Raw genomic sequence first — 23,326 nt, forward strand, 5'->3', positions numbered from 1 at the left:
TTATATGATTGAAAATTCAATTCTTTTATTTGAAATTTTTTAGTTACCTCAACTCGAACATGCCTTCAAGTCTAAGATCCTCGGATGAAGCGCCTACCCAGACATCGAATTCTCCTAGTTCAATTACTTCTTTCAGATCAGTAGTGAAGAGAGTCAATTCTTCTGACTTGAGGGTGAATGTAACTGTCTTAGTTTCATTTGGCTCCAAGGTTATTCTTTCAAATCCTTTAAGCAATTGAGTATAAGTAGTTACGCTGCTCAATCTATCGTTTATATAAAGTTGAACGACTTCATCCCCTTTTCTATTGCTTACATTTTTGATGTCAGCTGATATTGTGATTTCTCCCTGAACTCCTTGAACCTCAGGGCTTATCTTAAGATTGGAGTATTCAAATTTTGAATAAGAAAGTCCAAATCCGAATGGGTATAATGCGTCGACAATACGACTGTTGCCTGATCCATTAGGATCGCCTTTTTTGTGTTGACCACCATGAGCGGCAGGTTTTGATGGAAATGTCAAAGGAATTTGTCCAACTGTTCTTGGGAAAGTAATTGGAAGCTTGCCTCCAGGGTTGTAGTCTCCAAAGATTACCTCAGCTATAGCTTGTCCGCCAAATTGTCCAGGGAACCATGCTTCCAAGATCGCAGGAACATAAGCTTGCTCATAGTTAACAGAAAGCGGTCTTCCGTTGATAAGCACAGCTATTACAGGCGTACCTGTAGCTTGAAGCCTTTGAATAAGCTCTTTTTGTCTTCCGGGAAGATCCAAGCTGGTTCTGGAAACACTTTCACCTACTGATTCTTCACTCTCTCCCACGAATACTATGACAACATCATTTTCCTTCGCTTTTTCCTCCGCTTCGGCAAAATAAGCTTCTTCGGAAGCATCTAGGGAGAAAGGAAGTATTTCTGACGCAGGCCAGTTTTTATCATAAAGTTCGCAACCTAAGGCAAAATCGACATTGACTCCCTCTCCTGCGATTTTTTTGATGCCTTCATATCCGCTCATTACGTCTATTTCCAAAGAACCGTATCGGCATACACTATGACTGGTAGCTTTAGCATTTGGACCAGTTACCAAGATGTTTTTAACCTTGTTTCTGTCTAAAGGAAGGATGTCGTCTTGGTTTTTAAGCAATACGATAGACTGTCTTGATGTTTCCAAAGAAAGCGCGTGATTTGCTTCATTGGCAACCAGCTTGTCTACGTTTTTAGTAGATCGATATGGTTCATCAAATAGGCCTTCGATGAATTTTACTTTGAGCACGTCTTTTACTCTTTCATCGATAAGATCAATGGAGATTTGTCCTTCTTGTATAAGCTCTCTAAGCGGCATTACAAAATTAGCTGGGTCATTGAAAGTAGTTCTAACATTCACTCCAGCGATCACTGCTTGCCTTACAGCTTCTTTGTAGTCATGAGCTACATTGTGCTTGGACCAAATATGAGCCAAGGCATCGCTGTCAGTAATCACGTACCCTTCAAAGCCGTAATCTTTTCTAAGAAGATCAGTGAGGAAATATTCGCTGCCAGTGATAGGCTCGCCGTCATAGTCATTGTACGAGCTCATTACTGCTAGCGGATTCGCTTCTTTGATAGTTTTTTTAAACGGGTATAAATATAGTTCATGAACTTCTCTAGGAGTAAGGTGAGGGTCTGTGCGACAGTCTCCATCTCTTCCTCCATTAGGAGTGGAGTAGACTGCGAAGTGCTTCATTGTGTTTGTTACTCCTTGAGATTGCAATCCTTTAGACATTGCTATTCCCATCTCAGCTACAAGGAAAGGGTCTTCGCCATAGCATTCCACCGTTCTACCCCATCTTTGATCTCTGGCGATATCAAGTATTGGAGCATATACATTATGGTAGCCCAGCACATACGCTTCCGAACCAACGACTTCTCCCACTTGATGGATTAAATCCTTATTCCATGTTGATCCAAGCCCTATTTGAGCGGGGAAATTAGTGGATTTGGTATGATTCAAGCCTCTAATCCCTTCATTTGTGAATTCTACAGGGATACCTAGTCTTGTTTCCTCGACGAAGAATTTTTGAATTTCGTTGAGGGCCCAAGTGTGTTTAGAATAAGGCAACTTGTATTTTGAATTTTTTACCACACCGTTAGAAGCCTCATCGATATTGGCCAAGCCGTCTTTCCACAGCTTTTCTTTCCAACTTGGATTTGGCAATTCAGTGTCTTGCACTCTCCCATAGCCATAGAGAGTCACCATTTGATTGGTTTTTTCCTCTACGGTCATTTGTTTAAGCAAATCCTCGACTCTTTCGTCGATGCTTCGCTCAGGATCCTCATAAATATCTTTGATTCCATTTTTATTGAAATCTATCCACCCTTTATGGTAGATGTTGTTTTTCTTTTGCGAGTTGGCCGGAACATGAATTCCCCAGCTGGCGAAAAACGCTAGTAGTAATAATAGAGTGATTTTTTTCATTATCGGGCAAATGATGAAATTTGTCAAATATTTTTTGTACTATATTGACGTTATGGGATGGGGGTAGGGAGTAAGTGCGTTAATTTATTTCAAATATAGCAAAAATTAGGTTTTAATTTCTATAAAATTTTATAATTTTAAATTTGTAAGGCGTTAATATTTAAGATGTTGCAATATTAAGCATCTTAAAAATCAATAATTGTAATTTTTGTTGAATCTTTTTTATTTGATTTCATGTTATTAAAGAATAATATATTTCTTGTTCTATTAACGTCTGGAATATTGTTTTCATGCGGAACAGAATCACCACAAAGTGAAAATACGAAGGTAGAGGATTATGTTGACCCAATGATAGGAACGGATTATCATGCTCATACATATCCCGGAGCGACCAATCCTTTTGGCATGGTGCAGTTAAGTCCTGAAAATGGAAGATCAGGATGGGACTGGACTTCAGGGTATCATTATTCGGATTCATTGATCGCAGGTTTTAGCCATACTCATTTATCAGGAACGGGTATTGGAGATCTGAATGACATATTAGTGTCTCCTGTTATTAATAAGGTTGACCTGAATAAATCTAGAGCGGGAAAAAGAGATACATATGATTATGTGAATAAGTTCAGTCATGACAATGAAATAGCCGAGGCAGGATATTATTCTGTAATTATGGATAATGGCATAAAGGCTGAAATGACTACATCTCCGAGAATGGGGTATCATCGATATACTTTTCCAAAAGATGAGCAACAACAGATTGTTGTGGATTTAGCGCATGCGATTAATTGGGATTGGCCAAAGGAAACAGCTATTGAAATTGTTGACGATAGAACGATAAAAGGCGTAAGAGTCAGTTCTGGCTGGGTTGATCATCAGAGTGTTTATTTTTACGCGCAGTTTTCGAAGCCTTTCGTATCCTATGAACTAGCATTGGATTCAACATCTGTTTCAGATCAATCGACGAACCTTGAAGGGCAAATGGTTAGAGGCTTATTCGCTTTTGATAATTCTTCAAACGAGCCAATAGTTATGAAGTTGGCGCTTTCATCTTCTTCCACAGATGGTGCGAAACTGAATTTTGAAGCGGAGTCAGGTCATTCTTTTGACGATCAAGTAGCTGAAAACAAATTGGCTTGGAGAGAACAATTAGGTAAAATCAAAGTCAAAGGAGGAACAGAGTCTTTGAAAAAAGTCTTTTACACAGCTTTATACCATTCTACTACGGCTCCTGCATTGTATTCTGATGTAGATGGTAAATTCGAAGGAGGCGACCAACAAGTTCACAAGACGCATAAAGGAGATCAATATTCAACATTTTCTCTTTGGGATACATTCAGAGCGGTGCATCCTTTATTGACGATTATCAATCCTGAAAAAGTAAATGATATGGTCCGCTCGCTAGTTCATTCTTATGAAACGACTGGAAAGTTGCCTGTATGGGGACTTGCAGGAGGGGATACCGGTTGCATGTGGGGTTATCATGCAGTTTCTGTGATTGGCGAGGCATATTTAAAAGGCTTTAGAGACTATGATGTGGAAAAAGCTTATGAGGCTATGATGGCATCTGTCATGCAGGATATTAGATTTACAGATTTGTATAAGCAATATGGCTATATTCCATTCGACTTGACAAATCAATCAGTTAGTAAGACTCAGGAGTATTGCTATGGTGACTGGGTGTTGGCTCAGGTGGCTAAAGATTTAGGCAAGATGGATGATTATGAGATGTTGATGAAACGTTCTGATTATTGGAAAAACCTTTATGATGATACGACGGGATTCATGAGAGCAAAAGATACCAAAGGAAATTGGAGAGAGCCTTTTGATCCGATTAGTTATGGAGGGCATGATCATGAAAACCCAGTTAAAGATTATATTGAAGGAAATGCATGGCAATACGTATGGTATGAACTGCATGATATTCCTACGCTTATAGATACGATGGGAGGGGCTGATGTATTTGTCGCTAAATTGGACAAATTGTTCGAGTTGCCGTCTGATGCAGGTGATGCCAGTTCGGATATCACTGGCTTGATAGGTCAATATGTGCATGGCAATGAACCAAGCCATCATGTGGCTTATCTATATAATTACGCAGGTTATCCTTGGAAGACTCAAGAAAAAGCAAGAGGGATCATGGAGACTATGTATACAGATCAACCGGATGGTATTGCAGGCAATGAAGATTGTGGCCAGATGTCAGCTTGGTATGTGATGTCTGCGATTGGCTTGTATCCTGTTACGCCGGCTTTGGCTCAGTATCAAATCGGATCGCCTGTATTTGAAGAAGCAGTAATCAGCAATGCGGATGGCTCTGAATTTGTGATTGAGGCCAAGAATAATTCGGATCAAAATATTTACATCCAATCAGCTCGATTAAATGGAAAAAATCTTGATAGAAGTTATCTGACTCACTCAGAGATTGCAAAAGGAGGAAAATTGGAATTAGTGATGGGCAGTAAACCGAACAAGTCGCTTTTTAAATAATAGTTTGAATTACCATGAAAATAGCCAAGTCTTAAGATTTGGCTATTTTTTTATGCAATAAATGAAAGCTTGCTTTTGGTCTTGCTCACATTTGGCATGCCCCAAAGGTCAACAATTTTCATGTTTTGAGTGCTGTTTGAGTCATTGTAGTATAACAAACTCCAATCTCCATCCATGTCTTCGACAAGCGCGCATTGAGAAGAATACCAACTTCCGCAATTCATATAAGGAGTGTCTTTATAAGTTTCGATTTTTTCCATATGTGGCGAAGCTATTATAATTCCATCGCATGCGGCTTTTGATGCTTGCTTAAGAATGATTTCTCTATTCTTTTCTTCTTGCTCAGGTTGTGGATTCTTATTTGGATTGTTTTTTCTGACAAAAATCCAGTTGGCGAGTTTTTTGCCCAATTGTCCTAAATTCAGAAGAAATGAATAAGGCTGATGGAAAATGCTCAGGCTCTTTTCACTTTTAATGTAATATTTTCGTGGTCCGGAAGTGTATACTAATTCATTTTGGACTTTGAAATATTTGGACTCGTTATCATGCAGATAGCTTGGTAGATACTCGAATGGAGTGGATTTCACCAAAGTGGTGTCGGTATCGTTTTTTCTAACGATTTTCAATATTTTATTGAAAGCCTTCATTTGCTTTTTTTCAGCGCTAATCATTGTTGAGCTGAAAGGATCATCGAATGTTTCACCGATGAATATTAGATTCTTGGTTTTGTATTGTTCCAGCAATTCCATCAAATTTTTGGTCCTTCCTTTTTTGAAGCCCAGATGGATGCCCGAGACGATTATCGTTTTAAATTGTTTGACCATTTTAAAAATATTAGTGTTAAAAGTGTAAATGAGAGGGCTGAATCGATAGAAACTTCAAAATATTCTTTGAGTTCAAGAGTCAACCGGCTATATGTAAAAGGAAAAAATTTCCAAAAATAAATCAATGAAAAAATCACTTCAATTATTAAGCCAATGGCAAAATATCTGATAAACTCTCAAACGTATCATTTTAAAAATGGTTATGTCCAAGAAATTGTGAAATCTTTATGAAAGCCTGAGCAGTCCTTAATACTCAGGCCATAATGTTCTTTTTGTAATAGAATTAGAATACTTCAAATATCGCTGAAACTCCTTGGCCACCTCCCACGCAGGCGGTTACCATTCCGTATTTTTGCTGGCGTTTTTTCATTTCATGAATCAGTTGAACGGAAAGTTTGGCGCCTGAGCAACCCAATGGGTGTCCTAAGGCGATCGCACCGCCGTTGACATTGACTTTTTGAGGGTTCAGATTCAATTCTTTAGTGACAGCGAGGACTTGAGCCGCGAAAGCTTCGTTTAATTCTATTTGATCGATATCCTGCAAAGCCAAATTAGAAAGCTCTAAAGCTTTTGGAATGGATTTGACAGGTCCTATTCCCATGATTCGAGGTTCAACGCCGGCAGCGGCAAAGCTCTTCATTTGGGCAATAGGTTCCAAGTTGTGTTTTTTGAGCGTTTTTTCAGACATGATCATCAGAAATGCCGCTCCGTCGGAAGTTTGGCTGGAGTTGCCCGCTGTTACCGATCCGCCATTGGCGAAAACGGGTTTCAGCTTGGCCAATGCTTCCAAAGAAGTGTCTCTTCTTGGGCCCTCGTCCGTATCGAAAACAGATGATCTGACTTGTCTTTTTTCATTAGCATCAAGATAGATTTCTTCAATGTTTAGAGGAACTATTTCGTCTTTGAATCTTCCCTCATCTATGGCTCTTATCGCTTTTTGATGGGAATGAAAGGCGAATTCGTCTTGAGCCTGTCTTGAAATACCATATTCTTTCGCTACTTGCTCTGCTGTAATTCCCATGCTGGAGTAGTAATCTGGAAATTGACTTGAAAGCTTATAGTTAAGAGCGGTTTTATATCCAAGCATGGGAACCATAGTCATTGACTCTGTACCTCCAGCAATGATACAGTTAGCCATGCCTGCGTGAATGCGCGAAGCACCGATGTAAAGGGCTTCCAATCCAGAGCCGCAATATCTGTTGACTAAAAAGCCAGGCACTTCTTTAGACAATGAGAGCAAAGATATGATACGTCCCATTTGCATGCCTTGTTCTGCCTCAGGTACGGCATTACCGACAATCAAATCATCTATCTCATTTACGTCTAAACTGTTTACTGAGCCAACTAGATGTTTGATAACATCCGCTGCGAAATCATCTGGTCTAACTGATTTCAAAGCTCCTTTCTTTGCTTTGGCTACAGCTGTTCTGTAGCCTTTTACTATATATGCATCCATTATTTTGATTCTTCTTTGATGTGGAGTATTGACTTTTTTAACTAAGGGTTGAAAGTCGTTGTAGTTAATTCCTAAGCGGTTTGCCGCCTTTCAAAATTGCTTGGATTCTTTCCAAAGTTTTCTTTTCTCCAGTGAGAGAAAGGAAGGCTTCTCTTTCGAGATCCAGCAAATATTGCTCAGAGACTAGAGTAGGACTTGAAAGGTCTCCTCCGCAAATGACATAAGCCAATTTTTGAGCGATCTTGGCATCGTGTTCGGAAATATAGTTGCCGATTTTCATGCCATGTATTCCTGTGAGAAACAAAGCCATGGCTCCTTTGCCTTGGACTTTCACATCTTTTCTTTCATGAGGTTGTACAAAGCCCTGATTAGCTAGAAGCAGAGCTTTTGCTTTCGCATCTGCTATTTGCAATTGCCTGTTCACTGAAATACCATCGCACTCTCTTAGTATCCATTGATTTATAGCTTCATGGGCAGAAGTGGCGACTTTAGCTGTAGCTATATTCATAAATACTTCTTGGAGCTGATTGTATTCCACATCTCCTTTGTGAAAAGCATCGGATATTCTTAAAGCCATTTCCTTTGTGCCTCCTCCAGCCGGGATGAGTCCAACGCCGAATTCCACGAGGCCAATATATGTTTCAGCGGCAGCTTGGACAGCATTGGCATGCAAGGTAAGCTCGCAACCTCCTCCCAGAGTCATCGCATGTGGAGCGACTACTACGGGTATGGAAGAATATCTGGCTCGCATCATTGTTTTTTGGAAGCTGCGAATCATAAAGTCTATTTCATCAAACTCTTGTTCGATAGCATGCATGAAAATCAAACCTAAATTAGCTCCAGCGGAAAAATTTTGGCCCTCGTTTGCGATGACAAGTCCCTTATAGTTACGCTCAGCATCGTCAATGGCTTTGTTAATTCCTTGAATGACTTCGCTTCCCATGGTATTCATCTTGGTGTGGAACTCCAAGTTGACGATGCCGTCTCCAATGTCATATAGTGTTGTCCCTGAATCAGACCAAACTTCTCGATTAGTGCCCTTAAGGTCTTTGAGAATAATAAAATTGTCGATGCCCGGAATCTTTTGTTGTTCTCCAGCTTCAATATTGTAATATGATTTTATTCCATCATTTATTTGATAGAAGGAATCAATACCTTTTTTTATCATTTCATTAACCCATGGCGCAGGATTGTAACCAGCTTCTTCCATGTACTTTGTGGTTTTTTCCACACCTAATGCATCCCATAGCTGAAATGGACCTAGTTCCCATCCAAAACCAGCTTTGGTGGCGTCATCTATCTTGTATAATGACTCAGTGATCTCAGGGAGCCTGTGGCTGACATATTTGAACAAGCCAAAGAACATGTCCTTGAGAAACAAGCCTGCTTTGTCTTTGGAAGAGATTAATTGCTTTATTCTTTTTTCAAGAGAGTCCTCATTTTTCGCTAGTTCCAATGAAGCAAAACTCACTTTTTGTCGACTTTCATATTCGAAATTGCTCAAATTGAGCGTTAATATGATTTTTTCGCCTTTTTCGTTTTTCGTTTTTTTGTAAAACCCTTGCTTGGTTTTGTCTCCCAACCATTTTTTCTCAATCATTTTGTTGCAGAAATCAGGCATTTTGAAAGTGTTTCTGCTTTCATCGTTTGGCAAGGAATGGTAAAGAAAATCGGATACTTTAGCGAAAGTGTCGAATCCAACTACATCGCAGGTTCTAAAAGTCGCGGATTTAGGTCTGCCTATGATAGTGCCTGTCAGTTTGTCAATTTCATCGATATTCAAATCAAATTTTTGCATGCTCTCAAAAGTTTTGAGGAGCGTGAAAATACCGATTCTATTGCCTATGAATGCGGGAGTGTCTTTGCATAGCACAGTGGTTTTGCCTAAGAATCGCTTACCAAAATGTTGGTAAAAGTCAATGACTTTGCTGTCAGTATGCTTTGTTGGAATGATTTCTAATAGTGGCAAATAGCGTGGTGGATTGAAAAAGTGCGTTCCAGCGAAGTGTTTGTTAAAGTCATCGCTTCTGCCTTCAGTCATCATGTGGATCGGAATGCCGGAAGTATTGGTTGAGATTAGAGTTCCGGCTTTTCGATGCAATTCTACTTTGTCGAACACCAATTTTTTGATTTTTAAATCCTCTATGACAGCTTCAATAATCCAGTCGCAAGAAGCGATGTTTTCCATGTCGTCATCGAAGTTTCCAGTTGTGATTCTTTTTGAAAAACTTTGATCGTATATAGGCGAGGGTTTTGATTTAAGTGTTTTGGAGAGAGCCTCGTTGACGATTCTATTGCGAACAAGCGGATGGTCGAGGCTTAATGACTTGGATATTTCTGAATCATTCAACTCTGAGGGGCAAATGTCCAACAAAAGCACTTCCACTCCAATGTTTGCAAAGTGGCATGCTATGCGAGAACCCATTATACCCGAGCCGAGAATGGCGACTTTTCGGATTTTTCGATTCATTCGGAAAAATTTAGGTGCTACATCTTTAATAAATATATAGCATATAATAGACCATATTGGTTTATTAATTCGAAGCTTAATTTAGAATAAATTAAAATAAAAAGGGTTTTTGTTTGGACTTAATCCAAATTAGGTGATATATTTGCTTCCGTAATTAAAGAACACCACAATAAAATATATTGATGAAAAAGTTTTTACCATACAAGTTTTTATACTCAGCGCTTTTGATAGCAGGAATGATATCTTTTACTTCATGTTCTGATGATGAGAATAATGATGTTGATCAAGGATATGATATTCCCTCTACTTATAATTTTGACAATGTAAGCTTTTCTGGACAAACGATTAGATTGGATCAAGTAGGCAAGCTTACGGCTGAAATGAAAAAAGGTAATGAAGTAGGCGTTGAAGTTTCCGAACAGACATTGACGGATATTTATAATGAAGATGTAAGCGGGAAAAAAATTCAAAATAAAGTTCAGGAATCGTTCGATATAGTTATTAACAGTTATTTCCCTAAACTGGAAGCGGCTAGCATGGCAACTGAAGCTGGTTCCGAAGGCGTGGCAGGAGTAGTAACGTCTCATAATGGAGAAAAATCATACTTGTTTGATGCTGAAGGTATCGAGTACACTCAATTGATTGAAAAAGGCTTAATGGGCGCTTTAATGTATCACCAAGCAACAGCTGTTTATTTTGGTGATTCTAAAATGAATGTTGATAACGAAACAGTTGAAGAGGGTAAAGGTACTGAGATGCAGCATCACTGGGATGAGGCTTTAGGTTACTTTAGCGCTAAAACAGAGAATGGAGTTACGGTTTTTGATGATAGTCGTTATTGGGCAAAATATGCTAAGAAGACTGAAGTGTTGAAAACGTCGGAAAATATTTACAATGCTTTTATCAAAGGTAGAGCGGCTATTGGAGCAAAAGATTACTCGACAAGAGACGAGCAAATCTCAATCATCAGAAGAAATTGGGAGATTGTTGTGGCTGGAACAGCAGTTCATTACCTAAATGGCGCTAAAGATGAAATCAGCAATGGACTGGATGTTGATTATGCTTTGAAAAATCATCAATTGTCAGAAGCTTATGCATTTATCTTAGGCTTGCAATTCAATCCTGAGTCAAGAGTTTCTGCTGGAGACGCTAATAAAATAGCAGCATTGTTAGGAAATGATTTCTATAAAACAGAAGCTAAGGATGTTCAGAATGCAATCGATGAGATTACAAGCTTAGTTGATGAATTGAAAGATGTTGCTGCTCAATTGTAGTAAATAATTAAAAATATACTTAACCATGCACTTTTAGAGTGTATGGTTTTTTGCGTTTATAATTCAAAGAAATTTAGAAATGAATAAGTTGAAATATTTAATTATAGCTTTTTTAGCAACTGCATTTTTTTCTTGCGATACTAATGAAGGAAGTGAAGGTAGTGATACGGATGCATTGCAAAAGTCAATGATTGAGAATGTATCGGAGAATGTTATTTTAGCTAGGTATTCGTCATATAAGAATACAACTGAAGGCTTAAATGATAAGATCATGTCATTTGCAGAAGCTCCTAGCATTGCTTCTCTAAATGATTTGAAATCAACATTTGAGCAGGCATATTTAGAACATCAGTATAATGAGTTTAATATTGATCCTAAAAAGGTAATAAATCTATCTGCGAGTATTAATGTTTATCCTGCTAATCCTGAAAATATAGAGGATAATATTCAAAATGAAATTTTGAAGGTTGAAGATGTGCGAACTTCTGAAAAAGGATACCCAGCACTGGAATATTTGCTTTATTCAGATTCTGAAGATAAAGTAGTCGAGGCATTTGTTTCCAATGCTTCTAGAGGAGATTATCTTAAGAATGTATCTAATGATATTGTTGATAAAGTACAAGAAGCTTATATGCGTTGGTCTCCAGAGGGTGATAACGAAGCTGCTAATTTTTATTCTAATAATAAAGGTTTGAGCAAGTTTGGCGCATTAAGTATGATGACAAATGGCATCACTCAAGACTACGAATGGATAAAGAAATATAGAGTTCACAAGCCGCTATTGATTGCCCAGACAGGCGAGGAATATAAAGGTGAAGGACATTATAGTAAGCTTTCTGTGAAATTGATCAAGAAGCACTTGGAAGCTTATAATGACTTTATGAATGGCGGTGGCGATGCTGATTTTGAAATGGGTCTTTATAATTATTTGGATGCTATTGAGGCTAAAGTTGATGATGAATTGATGTCAGCTGTTATTAAGTCAAAAATAAAGACTTCTGAAGAAGAGATTGCCAAACTTGATGATAGTAAGTCAATGGATGAGAATATCACGATGAATAGTGAGCAAGTTTGGAAAGTTTACGATTCTCTTCAATCATTGGTTTCTATCTTGAAAGTTGATATGGTCAGAGCATTAGGTGTCCAGGTAGATTATCAAGACAGTGATGGAGATTGATTTTGGAGTTTATATAGATGCATTAAAGAGCCGCTTTTTAAGCGGCTTTTTTATTGTTTTGCGAAGTTATTAGTCGGTTTGACTTTGGTGTTATTAATGAAATATTATCTTCTAAAATGTTGATTTTTTTAAAAATGGTTAATTAAAAGTAGTTGGTTTCTATCGATTTTTATCGAGTGGAAAATAGAATATAATTTGTGCTTAGATGATTCAGTCTTGTTGATATTATAAGCTTGTATGTTATCAAATGATTAGGTATATTAAATCTTATCTTTACCTAAAATACAATAAGATGATCAAAAAACTACACAGGTTATGGGTTGTTTTGATGGCATTATTGGCTTTCAATGCAAATGCCCAGATTATCGACAGGGCTCCAAACCCTTGTCGAGCAGAGGATCATGTGCATGAACAACGTTCTAGTTCTCGCCAAATGGCAGATGAGGCACCATGGTATCCTCAAGAAGGAAAATTTATAATTCCAGTTGTATTTCATGTATTTGGAAATGATTTTGACGGCTTGACATTAAGCGTTGACAAAGTAGAAGATGCTTTGGTTGCGACTAATGAAGATTTTCAAGGCTTGAGAGCTGATTTCCAAACGGTAGCCGCGGCTTTTCAGAATATCAAAGAAGGTATGAATGTTGAGTTTCGATTGGCTAAGCTTGATCCTGAAGGAAATCCAACGACAGGAGTGACATATCACCCTGAAATGTCAGGTTTTGGTAACGGCAGCGGATATGATGCTGAAATTCAAAAAGTAGCTTGGGATAATGCCAAATATATGAATGTATACATCATGCATGATTTGTACAATGATGGAGATACATATAATTCAGGTGTTGCTTGGTTGCCGGATATGGGAATGACAGAGGCTAATATCGCCAGAGTGGTTCACAACGGGAAATATGTTGGATCTAATACCAATGAAAATTTCAGATCTGTTTTAACGCATGAGTTTGGCCATTTTTTAGGATTGAGACATACTTTCAACGGAGGATGTTCGGAATTCAATAATGATGACGGAGTTGAGGATACGCCAAAGCAAGATGACACTTCTAAAAACATGTATAGAAATACAGGAAGCTATATCAATTGTAACGGGAAAGAAGTCAACAGACATAATTTTATGGACTATTCTGATAACTATGCGATGTTTACGCGTGGACAAGTTGGAAGAATGACAGGTAGCAGTTTTGGGTTAAGACACCCCGCTAGAATTACTTTATGGCAACAACAGAATCTGGAAGACACAGGTGTAGCAGATGATTTCAATTTGGGCCCTCATGTGACTTATGAAACTAGTTTGTTTGAGGAGAAGTTTATCAATAATGGAGAAATTGAATCATCTATAGCTATTAGCGCTCAAGAAAATGCTCAGTTTGCCATAACAGGCGATTTGCAAGAAGGAGTACACTATAGCATTACCAATGTTCCTGCGGGCTTAACGGCAAATATCAACGTGATTTCTTCAACTCAAGCGAGTATTAGTCTGCAAGGAATAGCGACTAGCCATACAGTTGCTGATAATGTGAGTGATATGACGTTGACATTTTTAGATGCCGCATTTGTTGGAGGAGTGGCTGGTCTTTACAATCCTTCAAATAGCAGTCTTTCAGTATCTTTCAATGATCCATATACATCTTATTGTATACCTTCTACTCAATATGGAGCATTCTATAGCCATATAGTGAGTGTGCAAATGAATAATATTACTTCCACTTCTGGAAATACTGAGTATAGCGATTATACTGATACATATGCTACAAGTGCTCGACCGGGAGAAACAGTTCCTGTGACAATTATTACAAATAAAGGATCTTCAGGTGATAATGACCAGAATTATATAAGAGTTTGGGCGGATTGGAATGGAAACTTTGTGTATGAGAGTGATGAATTGATTACAACCCATAACTATGTAATAGGCAATGTTGTTGATGCTGATGGGAATTTCACTTACCAATTGAATTTGAATGTGCCGGATGATGCTGTGGAAGGAAAAATAGGAGTTCGTGTAATGGTGCATTACTTTGAGAATGGAAGCACTGATGGACAAGAACCTTGCGCTAATTACGAAACAGGAGAAGTTGAGGATTATGGATTGAATATAATTCCTAAAGATGCTCCTTTTGAAGCTAATTTTACGTTTGGACCTAAAGAAGTCATTTTTGCGGACCCAGTTAGTTTCTCAGACTTGAGTACGACTCCTGAAGGAGTGACTATTACTAAATGGGAATGGTCTTTCCCTGGTGGCGAGCCTGCAAATTTTGAAGGTCAAGTGCCTCCTCCTGTTTACTATAGTGAGGTAGGAACTTATGACGCTACTCTGAAAGTGACAAATAGCAACGGAGAGGTCAAAGAGATTACGAAAGAAGATGAGATTATTGTTAAGTTCGAATACTGTGAGCCATATGTTAGGTATGGAGGCTATACTGGTATCACTAATGTAAGTATTGGAGAAATAAATAATGAAACAGACAGATATGCTGGATCTAATAATTACTTCGATGCTCAAGAGACAGTAGTTAATACGGGAGAAAGCTATCCATTGACAATAACTTTGAATAAAGGCGCGTCAGGAGATGTAGATAGTAATAGGATTCAGATTTGGATCGATTGGAATTATAATAGCGCTTACGATGATGATGAGTTGATTGACAGCCATGTGTATAAAGTAGGAGATTCTGATGCTGAAGGCAATTACACATTTTCGACGAACATAGCTGTTCCATTTGATGCTAGGATAGAAAAAGTTGGTATGCGTATCTTGGTGCATTATGTGCAAAATAGTGAAGGGGATACTGCTTGTGGCACAATTGATAGTGGCGAAAGCGAAGATTACGGATTGGTGATTCAGAAAGGAGACAAGCAAGCATTGGTTGACTTTAAGGCTGATGACATTGCTCCTGTGATTAATACACCGATTTACTTTACAGATTTGACGAGTGTTTCAAATGCAAATTTGAGCATAACTAATTGGAGCTGGACATTTGATGGCGGACAGCCAGCATCGGCTTCAGGACAAACGCCTCCAGCTGTTAGATATGCAGAACCTGGAGAGTATAACGTGTCTTTGGAAGTGACGCTTTCGGATGGCACAATAGAGAAAGTGGAAAAGTCGGCTTATGTTAATGCTCAATACAAGTTATGTGATATTGAAGGCGAAATTTGGGATTTCTTGCATGTTACTAAAGTGGAGTTTGGCTCAGTAAGCAATACATCTGAAAGCACTAATATCAATAAGAACTATATGGATACTCATAATATGAATATCCGAACAGGTGAAACTATTGATATGACGGTAGTGACCAATACTGGCAAATCATGGGATAATGAAGCTTACTTGTTGAGAGTATGGGCTGATTGGAATTATAATGCAAGCTTGGATCAAGGGGAATTAGTTGCGACAAAGAATATCACAGCTGCAGGAAAAGGCATCGAAGCAACGCATAATTTCTCTTTTACTGTTCCTGATAATGCTGCGACAGGAAAAACGATTGCCCTAAGAGTAATGACCAGCGGGACAAGAAATGCTCCTGTAGGAGGAGAATGCGGACAATTTCATTCAGGTGAAGCGGAAGATTATGGCTTGAATATTTTGGATCAATCGGCAAGCATAATTCCTGATTTTACTGTGGACTATGCTAATCCAGTAGTAGATACTGAGGTGACTTTCCAAAACTTGACCGCATTTTATAATGGAGTTACTGGAGCGGAGTTCGAATGGACTTTTGAAGGAGGGGAACCAGCTTCTTATATTGGAGAAACACCACCGGATGTGAAATATAATGCTACAGGATTGTATGACGTAACTTTAAAGGTGACTGGTTCGAATGGCGAAGTGCAGACGATTTCAAAGTCGAACATGATCCAAGTTAAAAACTATGAGTTATGCACGCCAACTTCAGCTTATTGGGGCTATGGACATATTGGAAATGTGAAGGTTGGAGATATTGATTTCAGCAATGGCAATACAAATGTCCATAATGATTTAATGACTAGTCAAAATACTGATATAAATCCTGGTGAAACGCTTAAACTTACGATTACCGCTAATACTGGTGATTCAGGAGATGGGGATAACATTAGAATCATCGCTTGGGCGGATTGGAATTACAATGGTGAATTTGAAGCGAATGAAATAGTTGCTCAACAGGATTTTGCCTCACAAGCTAAAAATGCTGATGAAGTTGTCGAGGTTGATATTACTGCTCCTGAAGATGCTGCTGCGGGAAGAACTGTCGCATTAAGAGTTGTTGTTCATTATTTGGAGTCCGCTACTATTGACGCTTGTCAAGATTTGGACAGTGGCGAAGTTGAAGATTATGGGCTGAATATCATAGATGAAGATGCTATTTTGAGCATTGATAGTTTAAACAGCACCATAAGTGTATATCCTAACCCAACAAACGGATTGTTGAATATTTCTCAGCAAGTTGAAAAGGCTGTGGTTTACTCTACTTTAGGTCAGAAAATGCTTGAAGTTGAGAATACTGGAAATTTAGATTTAAATGGTATGGAAAGCGGAGTTTACCTGCTTCAGCTAAGCACAGAGTCAAGTACTTCAACCTTAAGAGTTGTTTTAAAATAATTAAAAATTAGAGGCTGTCGATATCGACAGCCTCTTTTATTTATATCTTATTTTCGTAGTTTTTCAGCATATCTTTTAGATCTTTTCTAGCAATGTGTATTCTGTTTTTCACGGTTCCTATTGGAATATCAAGTTTATCAGCTATTTCATGATATTTGAATCCTCTGAAGTGCATCATGAAGGGAACTCTATAGTTTTCATCCAGTTTTGATATCGCTGTATTGATATCTCTCATTGCGAATTCCGTGTAAGCTGAATTTTCTGTTGTGTTGCTGGTGGAATTGATGTAATGAAGGTTATCAGTCGTATCAATGAAGGTGTTTCTTCTCACCATTCTTTGATAATTGGTGATGAAGGTGTTCTTCATGATAGTGTAAAGCCAAGCTTTCAGGTTCGTTCCTTCAGTGAATTTCTCTCTGTTGTTAAAAGCCTTTAATACAGTTTCTTGCATTAAATCATTGGCGTCTTCCACATCTTTTGTTAGTCGCAAAGCAAACGGCTTCAAAGAAGTCGAAAGCTTGTTAATGCACTGACTAAATTCTAATCCTGTCATAATTTGAGTTTTTGAATTGTAGAATTATTTCATTTCGTAGATTTAGCTATCCGTTGCGTGCTGTTGTTGCTATTTAATAGTGTTTTACTAATAAGCTACATGTATTTATAAAGGCTTAATGCTGGTAATTGTTTGAGTTATTCGACAAATAGGTCGATTTTCTGAAAATAGGATTGATGCTGAATTGAAAGGCGTTGGTGATTTTTGTAAATCTAAAATCGGACTAAGAAGCTCAGAATATTTGTTTTAAACTTTTGTTTAAGCACATGCGTCATTTTTTCTATATTTACATAGTAAATAGATACTACCGACATGCATATTATTATTGCTGGGGCGGGAGAAGTGGGCTTTCACCTCGCTAAATTGCTCGCTCATGAACAGCACGACATAGTTTTAATAGATACTAACAAGGATAGATTGCAGTATGTGGCTAATCAGCTTGACATTGCAACTATACATGGGAATTCGACTTCCTTTAAAATATTGCTGGAAGCTTACATCCAAGACACGGATTTGTTGATTTGTGTAACTCCTGCTGAAGAGACTAATCTTACGACAGCCATGATTGGCAAGAAGCTCGGCGCTAAGAAAACAATTGCCAGAATTAGCAACTTGGAGTTTCTTTTCGATAAGGAAGTCCTTGATTTGAGTAAAATGGGAGTGGACTCATTGATCTCTCCAGAGTCGCTGGCTGCCAGAGAAATTAAAAGGCTATTGCGCGAAACAGCATTGACAGATACTTTCGAGTTTGATAGAGGGTTATTGTCCTTAATTGGAATTAATGTTGATCGGGGAGATGCGTTGGAAAACTTGAGCCTTCGCGAAACGGCAAAGTTGAATCCTGAAAGGGATTTTGTAATCGCAGCCATTTTAAGAAATGATAAGACAATTGTTCCCAATGGAGACACGCAGATTTTGGCCAATGATCATGTGTATTTTATCGCTGAGCCAAAGGGAGTTGATCGTGTCTTTGAGTTTAAAAGCAGAAAAGGAGGAAAGCTCAAGAATTTGATGATCTTGGGAGGAAGTCGCACAGGCATAAATGCGGCGAAGAAACTAAGCAAAAAATATCGAATCAAGTTGGTGGAAAAAGACAGGGATAAATGTTTTAAGCTTGCAGATGAACTTGAGGAGATTTTGGTAATTCACGGAAATGCGAATGATGTTGAATTGTTGAAGCAGGAAGGCATTGAGGATATTGATGTATTCATTGCGGTTACTGGCAATTCCGAGACAAATATCATTTCATGTTTGTTGGCTAAAAAGTGCGGTGTGAAAAAGACCATAGCGATGGTGGAAAATGTTGACTATTTCCATTTATCTCAGCAAATAGGTGTGGACACTTTGATTAACAAGAAGTTGATTGCTGCCAATTTTATAAGTAGATATGTGAGGAAAGGCAATATTTTATCTATTGCAGGTATTCACGGACTCGATGCTGAGGTTCTGGAGTTTGAGATAAGCGACGATTCTACTTTGGTGGATATACAAATTAGGTATATAAGCTTTCCTAAGGATACAATCATTGGAGGGGTGATTCGAGGCAATCGGGGTTATTCTATTTCTGGAGATTTTAAATTTCAGATAAAGGATAGAGTGATCGTATTGGCCAAAACATCTTCGATTAAAGAAATTTCGAAAATTTTTTCATAGCGTATGAGATTAAATTTACCTGCTATTGCTCACATTTTGGGATTGTTGTTGATTATCAACAGCCTTTTTATGGGAATCTGCATTCCTTTTTCTTTAGCACATAATGATGGATCTTGGAGAAGCTTGTTGATGGCGGCAAGCATCACATTGTTGGTGGGAGGACTTACTTTTTTTAGCACTAATCGTATTCAAAAAAGAGACATCCGAAAGAAAGATGGTTATGTAATAGTTTCTGTTGGATGGATTGTGATGTCCTTGTTTGCAACATTGCCCTATATGCTGGAAGGTTCAATCCCGAATATCACTGATGCATTTTTCGAAACAGTGTCAGGCTATACCACCACAGGCGCTTCTATTTTGAATGACATTGAGTCTGTTCCTATTGGAATATTGACTTGGAGGAGTATGACACAATGGATCGGTGGAATGGGTATCATTGTTCTTACAGTTGCTATAGTGCCCCTTTTAGGCATGGGGGGAATTCAGCTTTTTTCCGCGGAGTCGCCAGGGCTTAGTCCGGATAAGCTCAAGCCAAGAATAGCGGATACAGCCAAAAGGCTCTGGGGGATTTATATGGGCTTGACTATGATAGAAACATTGCTGTTAATGTTGGCAGGAATGACTTTCACAGAGGCATTTAACCATAGTTTGACTACAATGGCCACTGGAGGTTTTTCAACTAAGCAGGATAGTGTGGCGTATTATGATAGCCCAATGATACAATACATTATTATTGTCTTCATGTTTTTTGCTGGAACAAATTTCTCAATTACTTATATGGCTTTGCATAGACAATTCAAAAAGGTATGGGAAAATGAGGAATTTAGATATTATAGCTTGATCATATTGGCTTGCACACTAATCATTTCTATTATTGTGATTTTTAACAATAATGCCAGCGCTTTGGAAAAGGATTTTAGAGATGTATTGTTTCAAGTCGTTTCCGTAATTACCACTACTGGTTTTGTGACAGCGGATTATACTCAGTGGACAACATTTGTCATGATTATTATTTTGATATTGATGTTTGTAGGTGGCTCGGCAGGATCCACAGCGGGTGGAGTGAAAGTAATCAGGCATGTGATATTATTTAAAAACAGTCTTTTGGAGTTTAGGCGACAATTGCACCCTCATGGGGTTATTCCTGTGAGAATTAATAGAAAAGCGATTGAAAGCAATACGACATTCAATGTCTTGGCTTTTATTTTTATCTATTTGATTGTTTTTTCTGTAGGTGTTTTGATTTTAGCAGCTTTAGGGTTGGATTTTGAAACTTCTGTTGGAGCGTTAGCGACTTCACTTGGCAATATTGGTCCTGGCATTGGCAAGGTTGGTCCTATGGATAACTTCGCTTGGCTTCCTGATTCGGTAAAGTGGGTGTTGTCTTTCTTTATGCTTTTGGGAAGGCTGGAGCTGTTTACATTGTTGTTGATATTTACTCCTTCATTCTGGAAAGAATATTAATATTCTCTCCAGAAGTTTTCTTCTATCCAACCATTAGCGAAGCTGATGGATACTTGTATGTTTTTGTATAACTGCTGGAGCTCAATGCCAGAGCGAAAGTGAGTATGCCAACTCTCCCAAGGAACATTGAAACAATAAGCACAGTCTTGCTTGTGGAAGTAAGTATTCCTGTGATGCCAGTGCTTAGTCCTACAGTGGCAAATGCGGACACTTCCTCAAAAGCTAATTCTAGTATGGATATGTCGGGTTCGAAAATGGATAGAAGAAAGATTGAAATAAATATAATTGTAGCGGCAAAAAAGAAAATGGATAGAGCCTTGAAAAGAATCTGTTTTGGGATTTCTCTTTTGTTGATTTCTATGCGAGACTTTCCTCTCAATGTGGCAATTGCCGAAATCATGATTAGGTAAAATGTAGATGTCTTGATACCTCCTCCTACAGATCCTGAGGAAGCTCCAATGAACATTAAGAAAATCATGAACACCAATGTGGATTTTTGCAAAGCGGCGAAATCCATGGAATTGAATCCAGCTGTACGAGTGATAACTGATTGGAAGTAGCTGCTTATTATTTTCTCTCCGAAGCTAAGATCGCTTAGTGTATGATCGTATTCTAGTGAGAAAATAATGATTGTGCCGATGAAAATAAGCATTGCAGATGTGTATACCGCTATTTTGGTGCCTAGTTTCCAGTCGATCCATGGTTTAGCCAAGCGCTCTCTAAGCTTGCTGGGTGAAAACAAATCTTGAAGTGTGGCAAATCCGATTCCTCCAAGAATTACAGCCAATGATACGACAATGTGGAGGCTGTAAGCATTCCTTACCACGCCTTCATATAAATTATTGGAAAAAAGGCTGAACCCGGCATTGCAAAATGCGGATATCGCATGAAAGATTGAATAATATATTTTTTGTCCGTCTGAGACAAAGGTGACTTGGTCTCCCCATGTTAAATAAATTAGGATGGCGGCTCCTGCTTCTATGCTTAATGTCATTAATACGACTTGCTTCAATAAATTTTTTGCTGAGTATAATGAGTCGCTGCTAAAGTAGTCTTGCATTAAAACTTGCTCTTTTAGACTAATATTTTTACGAATAAAATAAGCGAAAAATGAAGCGAAAGCTATTAATCCAAGTCCTCCAGCCTGAATTAATAATAGAATAATCACTTGACCTCTGAATGTGAAATAAGTGGCTGTATCGACTACAATAAGGCCTGTTACACAGACTGCGCTGGTGGAAGTGAATAATGCGTCAATGAATGGCATGCTTCCTTCGACAGTTGTCATGGTAGGCAGCATCAATACCAAAGCTCCAATGATTATTAAAAGAATAAAGCTTAGAATGAATAATGTTGGAGGTCTTAGATTGAGGTCAGGCAATGACATGCTGGCCATTACAAATTCATACCCGATGATTGTCAGCAAGTAAATCGCCAGACTGACGCTTTTGAAGATGACAAAATCGTCGAGGTGAAACAATTCGAATATATGTATGAGTATGAAGTTGTTGAAAAAAAAGTTGGAGATGCCGTTGAGAATGATCAGAAGTATTAAAAAGGATTCAAATTTATGATCAAGGATATATTGTTTCCTTTTTATGGCGTAAAACAATTTGGTGATAAATATGATCACAAATATGGTGAAAACATAGTCTAAAAGCTCGATGATTTTTCGGGCCTCTTCCTTGTTTTCCTTAAAGCCAAAACTGTAGACGAGTATGAATACTCCTGCTAAAGATGTTAAAAACTTTACGATTAGCAATGCATTCTTTACATATCTCTTGCTGTCGTAAAGTTTTCTATTAAGTCTTTCGTTGAAATGATCAAGCATTCTCAAGTAAGTTGTTTCTTTCAGCTTCTTTCAGAAGCCTTTCTTTGTCAATAGGAACAACGCCTAAATGTTCGCAGACTAAGCCTCCTCCTAAATTCGAGAGTCCCGCTATGAATTTTAAAGGCAAGTTCAACGCCAAGCATAGTGAGGCAATGCTGATAACTGTATCGCCGGCGCCTGACACATCAGAGATGTCTCTAATATGAGCAGGAATATGGTGATTTTTTGATCCATTGTCAATATATACACCTTTTTCTGATAAAGTAATCAGAGCGGAATCTGCTTGAAGGTGAGAAAGCAATTTATCCACTGCGTATTTTAGTTCATCCGCTTCATCAGGATTGAAGTCTATTTTCAAGCCTTCTTTGATTTCTTTCAAGTTCGGCTTGAATAAAGTAACTCCATGATAGTCAAGGAAATTTCGCTTTTTAGGATCCACTACAGTAGGAATTCTTTTCTCATTAGCCCAAGAAACTACTTTTTTGATGACATTTTTGTTTAATACGCCTTTGTCATAATCTTCAAAAATGATGACATCAATATTTTCCATCAATGGATATATACGTTTCAGCAATTGGGATTCTTCTTCTTCAGATAGAGGTTTGTCAGTTTCAGAATCTATTCTAAGCAGTTGTTGAGAGCCTGAAAGGACTCTTTCCTTGAGTGTCGTAACTCTATTGTCGCTGGAAACAATGCCTTCAGCGGATATTTGTTTTCTATTTAACAAGTCGAAAAAAGTGTCTCCGTCAACATCTTTGCCTATGATTGAGCAAAGGATTGGAGTTGCTCCAAGGGATTGGATGTTTTTCGCGACATTTGCAGCTCCACCCATCCTAACTTCTTTTTTCCTGACATTGACTACAGGCACTGGAGCTTCTGGCGAAATTCGGTCTACACTACCCCATACATATGAGTCTATCATTACATCTCCGATGATCAAGACTCTCATTTGGTTGAAAGCTTCGCCAATTTGTTCTATATTCTCAAAATTCATATGTTGCAACTTTTTTGAAAAAATCCGACGCAAATGTACAAAATGAAAATGACGATTTACGAAAAATGGATCGCAAATCGTCATTTGATTATGATATGGAAAT

General features: G+C 38.2%; 13 protein-coding genes. 6 read left to right on the forward strand and 7 right to left on the reverse strand.

What is annotated here, in order from left to right:
* Positions 1-43: 43 nt before the first annotated feature.
* On the reverse strand, positions 44-2,449 hold the full coding sequence (locus AABK36_RS01315) for a glycoside hydrolase family 3 N-terminal domain-containing protein (RefSeq protein WP_309937219.1): 2,406 nt from the start codon (positions 2,447-2,449) through the stop codon (positions 44-46).
* A 234-nt stretch (positions 2,450-2,683) separates the two neighbouring features.
* On the opposite strand from AABK36_RS01315, the gene AABK36_RS01320 reads away from it, so the two are divergent.
* Positions 2,684-4,936, forward strand: a complete 2,253-nt coding sequence (locus tag AABK36_RS01320) for a GH92 family glycosyl hydrolase (protein ID WP_309937220.1) — start codon at positions 2,684-2,686, stop codon at positions 4,934-4,936.
* A 50-nt stretch (positions 4,937-4,986) separates the two neighbouring features.
* Here the strand turns inward: AABK36_RS01320 and AABK36_RS01325 are convergent, their stop codons facing one another.
* From AABK36_RS01325 to AABK36_RS01335, 3 genes are all read right to left on the reverse strand, one after another.
* Complete coding sequence (locus AABK36_RS01325) at positions 4,987-5,760, reverse strand: hypothetical protein (protein WP_309937221.1); 774 nt, start codon at positions 5,758-5,760, stop codon at positions 4,987-4,989.
* 283 nt (positions 5,761-6,043) lie between these two features.
* Entirely contained in the window at positions 6,044-7,216 is a 1,173-nt protein-coding gene (locus AABK36_RS01330) for a thiolase family protein (RefSeq protein ID WP_309937222.1), read from the reverse strand.
* A 64-nt stretch (positions 7,217-7,280) separates the two neighbouring features.
* Positions 7,281-9,686: a 3-hydroxyacyl-CoA dehydrogenase/enoyl-CoA hydratase family protein gene (locus tag AABK36_RS01335; protein ID WP_309937223.1), complete on the reverse strand. Its 2,406-nt coding sequence runs from the start codon at positions 9,684-9,686 to the stop codon at positions 7,281-7,283.
* Between the two features lie 182 nt (positions 9,687-9,868).
* Between AABK36_RS01335 and AABK36_RS01340 the strand changes: the two genes are divergently transcribed.
* The 3 genes from AABK36_RS01340 to AABK36_RS01350 all read left to right on the forward strand — a co-directional run bounded on the left by AABK36_RS01340 (position 9,869) and on the right by AABK36_RS01350 (position 16,728).
* Complete coding sequence (locus AABK36_RS01340) at positions 9,869-10,960, forward strand: DUF4856 domain-containing protein (RefSeq protein ID WP_309937224.1); 1,092 nt, start codon at positions 9,869-9,871, stop codon at positions 10,958-10,960.
* Positions 10,961-11,039: 79 nt separating this feature from the next.
* Complete coding sequence (locus tag AABK36_RS01345; protein WP_309937225.1) at positions 11,040-12,137, forward strand: imelysin family protein; 1,098 nt, start codon at positions 11,040-11,042, stop codon at positions 12,135-12,137.
* Positions 12,138-12,429: 292 nt separating this feature from the next.
* On the forward strand, positions 12,430-16,728 hold the full coding sequence (locus AABK36_RS01350; protein WP_309937226.1) for a M43 family zinc metalloprotease: 4,299 nt from the start codon (positions 12,430-12,432) through the stop codon (positions 16,726-16,728).
* Positions 16,729-16,768: 40 nt separating this feature from the next.
* Here AABK36_RS01350 and AABK36_RS01355 read toward each other — a convergent pair whose 3' ends face one another.
* Positions 16,769-17,281, reverse strand: coding sequence for an RNA polymerase sigma factor (locus AABK36_RS01355; RefSeq protein WP_309937227.1), 513 nt, complete (start codon positions 17,279-17,281; stop codon positions 16,769-16,771).
* Positions 17,282-17,593: 312 nt separating this feature from the next.
* Between AABK36_RS01355 and trkA the strand changes: the two genes are divergently transcribed.
* On the forward strand, positions 17,594-18,934 hold the full coding sequence (gene trkA, locus AABK36_RS01360; RefSeq protein ID WP_309937228.1) for a Trk system potassium transporter TrkA: 1,341 nt from the start codon (positions 17,594-17,596) through the stop codon (positions 18,932-18,934).
* Positions 18,935-18,937: 3 nt separating this feature from the next.
* Positions 18,938-20,398 (forward strand): TrkH family potassium uptake protein, encoded by a 1,461-nt coding sequence (locus AABK36_RS01365; RefSeq protein WP_309937229.1) that lies wholly within the window; start codon positions 18,938-18,940, stop codon positions 20,396-20,398.
* A gap of 22 nt (positions 20,399-20,420) precedes the next feature.
* Here AABK36_RS01365 and AABK36_RS01370 read toward each other — a convergent pair whose 3' ends face one another.
* Together AABK36_RS01370 and AABK36_RS01375 are read right to left on the reverse strand one after the other, a co-directional pair.
* Positions 20,421-22,229, reverse strand: a complete 1,809-nt coding sequence (locus AABK36_RS01370) for a TrkH family potassium uptake protein (protein ID WP_309937230.1) — start codon at positions 22,227-22,229, stop codon at positions 20,421-20,423.
* Positions 22,222-23,223, reverse strand: a complete 1,002-nt coding sequence (locus AABK36_RS01375) for a bifunctional heptose 7-phosphate kinase/heptose 1-phosphate adenyltransferase (RefSeq protein ID WP_309937231.1) — start codon at positions 23,221-23,223, stop codon at positions 22,222-22,224. Before AABK36_RS01375 ends, AABK36_RS01370 begins: the two co-directional genes overlap by 8 nt.
* Positions 23,224-23,326: the final 103 nt, after the last annotated feature.

This window comes from Aureibacter tunicatorum (assembly GCF_036492635.1).
GTDB classification, from domain to species: domain Bacteria; phylum Bacteroidota; class Bacteroidia; order Cytophagales; family Cyclobacteriaceae; genus Aureibacter; species Aureibacter tunicatorum.

Excerpts from the sequence above, each read along its gene's own strand:
- AABK36_RS01335 (WP_309937223.1), bottom strand. The coding sequence starts at position 9,686 with ATGAATCGAAAAATCCGAAAAGTCGCCATTCTCGGCTCGGGTATAATG.
- AABK36_RS01320 (WP_309937220.1), top strand. The coding sequence starts at position 2,684 with ATGTTATTAAAGAATAATATATTTCTTGTTCTATTAACGTCTGGAATA.
- AABK36_RS01355 (WP_309937227.1), bottom strand. The coding sequence starts at position 17,281 with ATGACAGGATTAGAATTTAGTCAGTGCATTAACAAGCTTTCGACTTCT.
- AABK36_RS01370 (WP_309937230.1), bottom strand. The coding sequence starts at position 22,229 with ATGCTTGATCATTTCAACGAAAGACTTAATAGAAAACTTTACGACAGC.
- AABK36_RS01325 (WP_309937221.1), bottom strand. The coding sequence starts at position 5,760 with ATGGTCAAACAATTTAAAACGATAATCGTCTCGGGCATCCATCTGGGC.
- AABK36_RS01330 (WP_309937222.1), bottom strand. The coding sequence starts at position 7,216 with ATGGATGCATATATAGTAAAAGGCTACAGAACAGCTGTAGCCAAAGCA.
- AABK36_RS01315 (WP_309937219.1), bottom strand. The coding sequence starts at position 2,449 with ATGAAAAAAATCACTCTATTATTACTACTAGCGTTTTTCGCCAGCTGG.
- AABK36_RS01365 (WP_309937229.1), top strand. The coding sequence starts at position 18,938 with ATGAGATTAAATTTACCTGCTATTGCTCACATTTTGGGATTGTTGTTG.
- AABK36_RS01350 (WP_309937226.1), top strand. The coding sequence starts at position 12,430 with ATGATCAAAAAACTACACAGGTTATGGGTTGTTTTGATGGCATTATTG.
- trkA (WP_309937228.1), top strand. The coding sequence starts at position 17,594 with ATGCATATTATTATTGCTGGGGCGGGAGAAGTGGGCTTTCACCTCGCT.
- AABK36_RS01345 (WP_309937225.1), top strand. The coding sequence starts at position 11,040 with ATGAATAAGTTGAAATATTTAATTATAGCTTTTTTAGCAACTGCATTT.
- AABK36_RS01340 (WP_309937224.1), top strand. The coding sequence starts at position 9,869 with ATGAAAAAGTTTTTACCATACAAGTTTTTATACTCAGCGCTTTTGATA.
- AABK36_RS01375 (WP_309937231.1), bottom strand. The coding sequence starts at position 23,223 with ATGAATTTTGAGAATATAGAACAAATTGGCGAAGCTTTCAACCAAATG.